Raw genomic sequence first — 10,818 nt, 5'->3', positions numbered from 1 at the left:
AACACAAATCGGTACCGTCGTAAAAAAACCATTCGCCGTATTCGGCAGACAAGCGGTTTATAAAATCAAAACTACCTTCGCCATACTGACACATATACGCGATTTCTTCTTTATGAAAGGGTTTGATTTGCAGATTAAGTTGTGAAGAGGTGGTAAACTCAATGCATTGATGCACGATATCTATCAAACCCATTTTTTCAAAAGACATGTAATTGGCACCTGCATCCAACAAACACGTTCGGCTTTTTCCTTTCAATACCAACTTACCCCAAGCGCCTTCTTCTTGCTGCAAACCTACTTCAGTAACAATGCCATTAAATTCATTGTCGTGCGGATCGTTTTCGCCAAAACCTATGTATAAATCACGGCCCACATAATCTTGGTAATCGTATAAATCATGCGAAGCTAATTTGCCCAAGGTATCTTGATCGAGTACGACCTCAAATGTGTGGTGCGCATTAAAGGATTGATGTAAGACAATGGAATTACAAAATGGAACGGATTTTCCATCGAGGATAATTTCAAAACAAATTTCTTTGGACATAGCGAATTAACGATTTATTGGATGAAGTATTTAAGAATGGTTGGCCGAAAAGGCGCAACCATGGCGAAACAATTAAATGGTCTGTGTGTCACAGATCATGGTACTAGAAAAACCATGGTGAAAAGCTTATGATGATTTTTACTGACCACCGACCACTGTTCACTCTTTCGATTAAGATACTTGCACATGTATGGTAAGATTTAAGGCAGAACGTAATTCAATTTTAGATTGTAAGTTTGCCAATTCTATATCCCAATCTACGGTTTCGGTTGTTGGGTCTGTATGATTTTTCTTTGTAAGCAGCACTTCTACACAACGGATCAATCCTTGCTTGGGGTCTGGGCTTACCATCAACCCTTTGCGCACTTCCACATGCCTATCAATCTTGTCGCCCATCTCATGCAAGCAGCAGGCTTTAATATCTTCTACGGTTATAAGTTTGTTGTGCGAAAGTGTTGCATATTTATAGGCATCTATATGCCGTGCAGGGTTGAGTGGTAACTTACCTCCCAAGGTTGTAGTGCGTAAGGAAATAGAACCACTTAGAAATTTACTTCCCGCATACGTTTCAAGTATAGAACCAGCAGGTATGCCATTTGCATGTATGCTATTGGTTGTCCAATAATCGATAAAATATGTTTGATCATTTTTTGGATTACCCAAAATTAAATAGCTTGAAGTGTCTACATAATCGTTTTTGCGTGCTACCCGTTGGTTAAGTTGTTCGGTTAGCTGATTCAATTCTTTCAAACTATTAGCTATAGAATCGATTCCAAAACTTGCAAAAGTAGCAGACTCATCGCGCATCAACTCAATGACAAATTCTAAATACTCTTTTGCATCGCGTGCATCCATACGCTCCATTCCGCCTTTCCGAACAGTATAGTTTTGGTCCGTCCATTCGGTATTTTCTACGAGAGCTATCTCTTTGTATTTGCGGGCAAAATCATCTTCTACAGAATGAATGGACATGAAAAATTCGTTCTCTGCAGTACGTAGGGGTATGTTATTGGAGTTGTTTTTGAAGCGATACATTTGATTCACACTTCTTCTATTTAATACAGGAAATACATTTAAACTAATTTGTATATCCGACATGTTTTTATGATGCACAAAATAATCGGAGGTAATATTGATCCATACCAATTCTTTGTTGAACTCTTGTAAGTCTTGATCGAGAAATAATAATTTAAATGCATCGGGATATTTTTCTGTACGAATATCTTTAAGTCGAATGGTATCATCCGCAATAGAAATGAAACTACTATCGTATACATGAGAAATTTCTTTTTCAATAATATTCATGGTTTCCATATCAGAAAACACCGTTGGTATTTCTGCAGATTCTTCACCCATGCGCCCCATGCGCATATTGATTTTTTTATCTGCTATATACCATTCCGAAGAAGAGAGCAACTGACGTATTTGATAATTCGATGTTGCATTGATTTGTTCAAAAAAGAAACTCAAGCCTTTTAATGTTTCAATTTCTGGGTTAACACGTATGCCCAACCAAATAGAACTACTTTTTCGAGAATGATGTAGCATATTTGTATACGACATTTTTTGTTGCTGGTCATCCAAGGTCCAAGCAGTATTTCCAATCACAAGATGTTTAATTGCTACATCAAAAATACGAACATCGGCAATGGGTGAAAAATGTATCTGTTGTATTTTTTGATCCTTATTCATTTTCTTTGCATAAAAAAACGGATCAAGTGATCGAAGAATTTCAGTTGCTTCCACTGGAAAAGCTTGGGCAATAGCATGTGCACAATAAGGTGTAGACAATACCCCAGGTGTCATTAATAAAGCGAATCGTTCCAACATACGCTTTTCAAAAGACTGAATGGAGTTGTAGGTTTTGCGCAATTCACCCGACAAAGCCTCTATCATTATTCGAACCAAGGGATCTAAGGCATCTATATTTTTGGTTCCCCACAACATAGCAATATGCTTAAGCATGCGCTCTTTGGGATCCCCATATACATCGTTACTATTGGACATAAAATAATTTATTTATTGCGCGGAAACAGGGCTTAAGAATAATTTTGTTTGGAAATAATATTTTTCGCCCGTTTCTATCAAGACAGCATGTACTTGAATATTTACCTGTCGTTTGATTGAAACATATTGATTGGAATTGAATGTATTTTCAACTTCCGAAACAGCAACCGACACTTCCACTTTTTCAAGGGTTCTTTCATTTCGTTCGATGGCATATAGTAAGGAACTTCGAAGCTTCTCTTCCCAAATGCGTAAACTTAAAATCAAATCAAAATCTAAATCCCAAATCTCACAACCTAAGGAATGATTGTATCGATGCTCCCCATTATGACTTAAAATAATCAATTGTAAATTTTGAGAAATCGCATCCCCCAAACTACATTTCTGCAGTTTTTTTTGTTGAAAAATGCGTTTCAAATCCAATGGGTATTTATAATATTCAATCTCCATAGCTGGGATTATTAATTGAAATGTATTTTTTATTTTGAGCACGAATGCCCTCAAGTTCGGTCTCCACCCGCTCCACCTCGGCCTGTCCACCTCGGTCTGTGACAAACCATAGCCATCAACTTAACAAGTAATTTGGATATACACATTCGTCAGACCACTTTTTCGAGTAGTCCGACGACTTGTCTGAAGAAACACCCTAAACATCTCCACCTCTGTCTGTGACGCACAGACAGAAACGTTGTGGTAATTTGTTAAATGGTTTGTGTGTCACAGACCATGGTGTTAGTTCCCCTTAATCTCACTGGATGATTTTGCTTAAAGCGAAATTATCCGTTTCTTAATACCAATACCTCCATGAGCTGTATACAACAGATCGTGGAGGTATTTAATGGGTACAAATTAGAGTTTGTCTTTTCCAATTAACATCATAAAACAATATTAAAACATATTCTGTAGCCGAACGTCATAAATTATAAACAGCGTACATAAGTTCGACTACAGAATAGTATTTTATTTTACTAGATTAAGCCTTTGGCCAACGATTGTCGTGTTCCGCATTACCTAACTTAATAGTTTCAGCTGATATTGTAAACTTCGTTGTCATTGGATTTGCTCCAGAAGCATCAATGCCTTCAGAGTAATGTACAATGTAAGAGTTCTCAAAACTCAACTCTTTCATTTTAGCATCTTCGTCTGTTTTTTTGAAAACAACGGATCCACTAAAAGGTTTGAATTGACTATTAACCATATTTTCTATGATTGTCGTATCTGAAGTAGATTCGATTTCAAACGTAATACGTCCACCATATACATTGGATGAAGGTCTTCCTTTTGGATCTGTATCTCTACTCATGTTAAATGCACAGTTTAATACGTCGTATTTTGTGCTACCGATTGTTAGTTCTGCTCTAAAAGCCATAGTTGTAAAATTTAATTGTTAAGAAAAAGAAAGAAATTTATGATTGTTTGTATTCGCTGTTCCACTCTGTGCCATCATCGCCTTTCTGCCCATCAAGTTTCACTACAAAACTTTTAGCAGGAAAATATGGCGTGATGTGTATATCAATCAAAACGCGATCCTTTTGATTTGGATCTTGTTCTAATTTTAAAATTTTAAATTTTTCAATCAATCTGTCCGGTCCTTGAATGCCATCCAAAAACTTTACAATTTGACTACGAAGATCACCTTCCAATTTAGAGGTCCAGTTTTCGAACGCTCTTCTATTTAAGAAATCAAACAATACTTTTGTGATGTAATCAAATACACGCACAACCGAATACGTTTGCAATCCAAGGTTATCTCCATTGAATAAAGTCTTAGCAGAAAACGCCATAACCTTACCGTATTCATTTACCATAGGTACTAATCCCATTTTTTCTAAATGAGATATTTCACTTTTTTTCAAATCAAAACTCACTGCATCTACTTCATTGATGCTACCATGTTTTTTACCTGCGGTTACCTGAGACATCATGGTATAATACATTTTTCCAGCTAATGCAGAAGATGGTGGCACAAACAAATCTTCTGTTTCACCTACTTGCTCCACCTTACCTCTACCAACAATCCAGTTGCAGGTCATGATGGTATTCGACTTAAATGCATCTCCGCCAGTAAAATTCCCGTCTGTAAAAATATCCATTACATCATCCGGACTTTCAAGATTTGCAAAATCTGTTACCAGCATTACTTTGTTTTCATACGCTATCTTAGACCATTTTTCAACTACTTTATTGGCTCCCATATAACCAGGTATTACCAATAGCGAATAATTATCGCGTAAATCCAATCTGTCGTAATTGTCTTTTAACTCTTCTGCTACGTAATCGATATAGCGTGTATTGTCAAGATCCGTTACTTGCTCTAAGGAAGCGTTCATGATATTGACATTTTTCAATTTATCCGATTCTGTATTTTTATAAAACAAAGCAACAGAACGATAGCTTTGTTCCAATTCTTTGAAGGCATCTAATGCAATGCCTAAATTTTTATTTAATAATACTTGGGCTTCGGAAGCATTCTTTTCACTTATCGCCACAATCTCACTTGCAGTCTTTTGTTGCTTTAGTAATCCCAACCACGTTTCAATATTTTTTTGTAATAAGTTGCGTTCGGATTTTTTTTCCGGATCAGACATGAAAATGTTTTTACGCGCCTTACGCTGTGGGTTTATATTCGCTAAGCCATCAATCACATTTTCGATAAATGCAAATCCACCAGCCTTTTCAAGTTTAGAAAGACTTTGCTCTAATTGTGGTGCCGATGCTTGTTCTTTAGTCTTTAACTCTTGAGACGCTTGAACATTATTTTCTTGTAGTGACATATGTAAATTAGTCTTGAGATTTTAATTCAACTAGTAATGCAGACAATGTATCAATCAGTGCTTGATTCATTTCAGGATTTGCAGCTACCGACTGCAGCACTTTATTACTTTTAAACTGTTTAGCAATCTTGGTATATTGTTCGATATCTGAATTTAAATCTTTCAAATAGGCACTTTTTTCGACAACCTTTTTAACGCCAAAATCTCCTAAGTTTCCAAATTGAAACGATTCGTTTTTTACCGATCCTTCCTTTGTTTCAAAATCAACAGATTGTTCTGGTTTAAAATGTTCGAATACTTCTTCGACCGTTTTCAATCCTTCCACAATTTCAGGACGGAACGTATCGTCAACAGTAAGTTTTTGAACTAAAAGTGTTTTGTTATTTGCAATATCTGAGATTGCTTCTGAAGCATCTACTTTAACTTCATTTCCACCGATACCGTAGTTATACATAGTATTTTATTTTAATTAAACCTGTGTTCTATTTTTAGTTTTTCTATTCTGTTTAAAGAATAGATGTTTTTATTTTCACTTATGGTAGGCCGAATGTGCTTACGCACATGGTGGTTGGCCGAAAAGGCACAACCACGGCTGACTAAGGATAAGATATCTTATTCCGCGTCTACCAATGCAGAAGGAATAATCTCCTCTACATTAAATGTCAATTCATCATCCGATTTTAAATCAATAAAGAGACGTTCTCCTTTTTTCAATTCTCCTGAAATAAGCATTTTCGAAATCGGTCTTCTTAATCTGCTTCTTATAACCGTTACCAATTGTCTTGCACCATATTTTGGTGTAAAGCCAGACATGGCTAAGTTGTTTTTGGCTGCATCACTTAAAACCAATTCTATTTCTAGTTTTGCTAAACTTTCGTAAAGCGATTTTAATTGTATATCGAAAATACGTACAACGTTTTCTTCTGCGATTGGCGCAAAAGGAATAATTTCACTTACACGTGCTAGAAATTCTGGTCGGAAGTTTTTAGCCATTACATCCATAAGGGTTTGAGATGTTGGACGGATGCCTTTTTGGAATTGATCAACGACCCAATCGCTTGCGATGTTAGAAGTAAAGATGATAATGGAATTACTGAAATCGCCTTCTTTACCAAGCTTGTCGTGAAGCGTACCTTCATCCATGATTTGCAAAAAGGTATCAAACACGGAATGATGTGCCTTTTCAATTTCATCAAACAAAACAACCGAGTATGGTTTTTGTCTAATTTTATTTACAAGCATACCACCTTCTTCATATCCAACGTAGCCTGGAGGCGCACCGTATAAAAGCGCAGCAGAATGTTCTTCTTTAAATTCAGACATATCAAAACGAATCATCGCCTTTTCATCGTTGAATAAAAATTCTGCAATCGCTTTTGTCAATTCTGTTTTACCCGTACCTGTGGGTCCTAAAAAAAAGAACGATCCAATGGGTTGTCCTTGTTTTTGTATGCCACTTCTCGATTCGATAATTGTATCTGATAAAACTTTGATGGCATGATCTTGACCAATTACACGTTTTTGAAGGTGCCCTTCAATGGAAAGTAATTTGTCGCGTTCTTGTGTTTGAATCTTCCCAACTGGAATACCTGTTTTATGTGCAATGATTGCAGCTACATCGTGTAGCGAAACTTCATTTTTAATTGTGCCGAGTTGCGCATGCAGCTTCTCGATGGATTTCTTTAATTCTGTACGCACGTGATTCACACGATCCATCTTTGATACATCAAGCGTATCTTCGATAGAACCCAGCAAAACAGGACTCAACTTATTGAATAAAACAATGTGTAACCATTTCAATTCGCTTAAGAGTTCTTCCTCTGTTAAATCTGTATTGGATTCTAGGATTGTTAATTCAGCTTCAATGCCGGTTATTTCTGCAACCGATGTTTCGTTCATCATCTTAACAGCTGCAAGCGTGCGATCCAACAAATCTATTGCCGAATCGGGCAAACTTTTTTCTTTAACATAACGCTTAGCCAATAACACTGCGCCTTTAATCGCAGGGTATTGAACCTTCAAATCATGATGTAATTCATATTTAGGTAAAATACCTTCAATCATTTTAGATGCAGTAAATACATCAGGCTCGTGAATCGTTATGGTTTCAAAGCGTCTATTAAAAGCCGCATCCGGCTCTATAATTTTTCGGTATTCAGCTTGTGTCGTTGCGCCAATTACCGTAATTTCTCCGCGAGCTAATTCTGGTTTCAACAAATTTGCGACACCCGAACCAAAAGCACCTTTACCATCCATCAATGCATGTAACTCATCAATAAATAAAATTGCTTTGTCGTATGATTTTAAATCTGAAATTATTTTTTTAATGCGATCTTCAACTTCCCCTTTGTAAGAAGCGCCCGCTTGCAGTGTACCTAAATCCAATTCAAATACAATGGCATTTTTCAAAAGTGAAGGAACTTCACCTGCAATAATTTTTTGGACAAAGCCATCCACTAATGCAGACTTCCCAACCCCAGGCTCACCCAGCAACAATACATTTGGTTTGCTGCGTCTGCCCAGAACTTCGATCATCATCATCAGTTCTTTATCTCTGCCAACAACTGGATCCATTTTGCCAGCAAGCGCCCATTCATTTTTGCTTTTGCAGTACGTTAACAATGCTCCAGATGCCTTCGTGGCTTGACTTGGATCTGCTAGTACTCCAGAAATAGATTCATCTTGTTGAATCAACATGGTGTTACCAGCAAGATGTTGTAAGGAATTTAAAATATCCGCTTCACGCAAGGGTAATGATTTCAAATGTTGGGCAGAATAGCCGTAATTAGGCTTTACGACAGCTGCAAGCAAACAAATATTATCAATTAAATCCAATCCAAACTTTAATCGTAGATAGTCTGCTTGTTCAAGCACTACTTGCACGTTGGCGTCCAAAGGAAGTGCCTCTGGCGTATTTAATGCAGACTTATCATATTCAACGATTCGTATCTCTGCCCATTCAATTACGTAAGGTACATCAACACTTATTGAATCTAAAAAACCTCTTAAACCTGCGCTATTATGCATTAAAGCCAATAAAATATGCGAAATATCAACTTTCGCATTTCTGTTTTCTTTCGCATACATCTGTGCGATGTGAAAGACTTCTTTACAATTTGAAGTGATATTCAAATAATTAGGGTGTAAATACATTTTATCGAGTTCTTTAATACACGTAATAACATAAAAACATGTCTTGTAGTATTTGCCTATTAAACAAATTATATTGGAGACATATCAAATGTACTATTTTTATTAAAAACAAAACTATTTAAACTATAAAATATCGGCAAACTGAATATTTATTATCTTATGTTAACGAAATAAAGCATAAAAACTTCTTTTGGTAATTTATTTTTCACTAACATTGTATTCGAAAATATACACCGTGGTTCTCCTCCTCCCTCCAAACTCACGGTAAAATACAATTTATACGTATTATTTATTTAACTTTATGAAATTGCAAAGCATATTTGTAAGCTATCTATTGCTGCCTATTGTAGCTATAGTTTTGATAGTAATTTTCTTTTTAATTAATAAAAAAAACAACCTTATAAATACAAAAAGTGTAATTATAAGCTGCATCCTATTTAGTTTATTGATTGCAATTCCCAGTCTTTTCACATTTACAGGAGTGCATTTTATAGGTTTGTATTATACATTGATTCAAATTGTCTACTTGTTTTTAGGGTATTATTATTTTAAAAAGATCGAATCCTTTTTTATAGTGAAAGATTCACCCTATGTAAAGCCACTTATGGTTTTAATTAGCATTATCATACTTAGTATGGGTTCTTTTCTATTTTCCTTATTCTTTAATTATTTTGGCGAATTACAGTACGGTCTTGTAGCAAGCACATGTACGTTTACATTTGTATTGCCCATGTTTATAGACTGGTCTTATAAAGCGCTGTTAAATATACCAAGTGAAATTTTTAAAATCTGGAATTACAATAATGCATACAATGATTCTATTTTTTCCTCAGAAGCAATAGATAAAATTATTGTATTAGAATTAGAACTTAGCAAACAAATTGAAAATGAAGAAAATATTAAAGTAAAAGCAAAGGCTCCTTTAAATTTTAAATTTGGAGATTGGTTTCAAATGTTTATTCACGATCACAATATCAAATACGCTGAAAAGCCTATTTCTTATACAACGAACAATACCGCCGACAATTGGATCTTTTATATAAAACCCACTTTTGTACAAGGAAAAAAATATATTGATCATGAAAAAACAATTGAAGAGAATCAATTAACGAATGACAATACAACAATTATTTGTAAACGCGTTTCTATTATAAATCACTAAAAAAATTAAACATGGAATTTCCAATAGAACATTTTTCTGTCAATTGGATCGATGGGATGAAAATATCCAAAGATCATTTCATCGATACAAACAAATATGTGGTTGATTTAATTCGTTCGAATCAATCAACGTATATCAATTCTTTCAATTATGGGTTATGCATTCCAGAATATAAATCGGAAGAATCTATAGAAATACAAGTTAGCGAATCCGCAGAAAACACATTGAAGATTACGCTTCAAAAATGCACCGCAATAACTTCTGGAGGATTTAAAATAAAAATCAATCAGAATAATAACAACGACCCTGCATTAACAAAATATATTCAAAAAAATCAACATGTTTCAAGTAATAAATCCATTGAAACGCGTTGGTTTGAAATAGTACTTTTAGCAAACCCCTACAAAAGAAAACCTATAGGAATACCCTCTATAGAAGAGAATCCTCCAAGACATCCCTCTACAGAGGTGTCTTATGAAATAGAAATTATACCTACTGAAGAAGTTTCTATTAATGAATTAGGTCCGTATTCTTTTTTAATAGGAAGAATGAAAAGTGAAAACGGAATCGTAAGTTTTGACAAAACATATACTCCAGCTTGCACAAGCATTTCTAGTCATAAGCACTTAATCCAATTTCATGAAGAATGTATATCCTACATTCAAAAACTACATGAGACATCTTATAAAATTATTCAAAAAATCCATAAAAAAAATAAGCCTTCTGCAATAGCAAAAAATGTTCAAATATTATGTGAACAAACTACGGCATATATTTCTTCTATTTATTTTATACTTCTTAATGAATTGCCAGAATCAACACCTATAAAATTAATTAACTGCATTTCAACATTATCAAGCATTCAATACAGAACATATCAATGCTTAGCGGAAGAAGATAGAGAGGAATTATTTAAATACTTTTTTGAATGGACAGAACTAACCCCAAAAAGATTGGATCAATTATTAGCACTATCTAGTCAAATCAAGTATGATCATAACAATATACAAGCTTCCATAAAAAGCAGCATTGACTTTTTAATTATGACAGACACTGTTTGGAGTAAAATGAATGCACTAGATTTTATTGGACAACGAAAAGAAAATATTGTTGTTACAAAAGAAACGGTTCAAATAAAAGAAGAAGCTCCTAAAAAAAGATGGAGTATATTAGACTAA

General features: G+C 34.9%; 9 protein-coding genes. 2 read left to right on the top strand and 7 right to left on the bottom strand.

The annotated features are described in order from the left end of the window. The 7 genes from Q0543_RS03075 to Q0543_RS03045 form a co-directional block, all read right to left on the bottom strand. A partial coding sequence (locus Q0543_RS03075; protein WP_299248951.1) for a contractile injection system protein, VgrG/Pvc8 family occupies positions 1-544 on the bottom strand: 544 nt, incomplete at its 3' end. A 171-nt stretch (positions 545-715) separates the two neighbouring features. After that, a complete protein-coding gene (locus Q0543_RS03070) occupies positions 716-2,551 on the bottom strand; it encodes a hypothetical protein (protein WP_299248948.1) in 1,836 nt (611 codons plus the stop codon). A 12-nt stretch (positions 2,552-2,563) separates the two neighbouring features. Then, positions 2,564-3,001: a GPW/gp25 family protein gene (locus tag Q0543_RS03065; protein ID WP_299248946.1), complete on the bottom strand. Its 438-nt coding sequence runs from the start codon at positions 2,999-3,001 to the stop codon at positions 2,564-2,566. Positions 3,002-3,524: 523 nt separating this feature from the next. After that, on the bottom strand, positions 3,525-3,920 hold the full coding sequence (tssD, locus tag Q0543_RS03060; RefSeq protein WP_299248944.1) for a type VI secretion system tube protein TssD: 396 nt from the start codon (positions 3,918-3,920) through the stop codon (positions 3,525-3,527). 37 nt (positions 3,921-3,957) lie between these two features. Then, positions 3,958-5,325 carry a DUF5458 family protein gene (locus Q0543_RS03055; RefSeq protein ID WP_299248942.1) on the bottom strand — a complete coding sequence of 456 codons (1,368 nt, stop codon included), beginning with the start codon at positions 5,323-5,325 and terminating at the stop codon, positions 3,958-3,960. A 7-nt stretch (positions 5,326-5,332) separates the two neighbouring features. Beyond that, a complete protein-coding gene (locus Q0543_RS03050; RefSeq protein WP_299248939.1) occupies positions 5,333-5,779 on the bottom strand; it encodes a hypothetical protein in 447 nt (148 codons plus the stop codon). 158 nt (positions 5,780-5,937) lie between these two features. After that, positions 5,938-8,478: an ATP-dependent Clp protease ATP-binding subunit gene (locus tag Q0543_RS03045; protein ID WP_299248936.1), complete on the bottom strand. Its 2,541-nt coding sequence runs from the start codon at positions 8,476-8,478 to the stop codon at positions 5,938-5,940. Between the two features lie 301 nt (positions 8,479-8,779). On the opposite strand from Q0543_RS03045, the gene Q0543_RS03040 reads away from it, so the two are divergent. Both Q0543_RS03040 and Q0543_RS03035 read left to right on the top strand, forming a co-directional pair. Next, on the top strand, positions 8,780-9,640 hold the full coding sequence (locus tag Q0543_RS03040) for a TssN family type VI secretion system protein (RefSeq protein WP_299248933.1): 861 nt from the start codon (positions 8,780-8,782) through the stop codon (positions 9,638-9,640). Positions 9,641-9,651: 11 nt separating this feature from the next. After that, entirely contained in the window at positions 9,652-10,818 is a 1,167-nt protein-coding gene (locus Q0543_RS03035; RefSeq protein WP_299248930.1) for a hypothetical protein, read from the top strand.

Origin of the sequence: uncultured Cytophaga sp. (assembly GCF_937863595.1) — a bacterium.
Taxonomy (GTDB): Bacteria; Bacteroidota; Bacteroidia; order Cytophagales; family Cytophagaceae; genus Cytophaga.
Note: the sequence above shows the minus strand (reverse complement) of the source record. Positions and strands in the feature narration are given on the sequence as shown.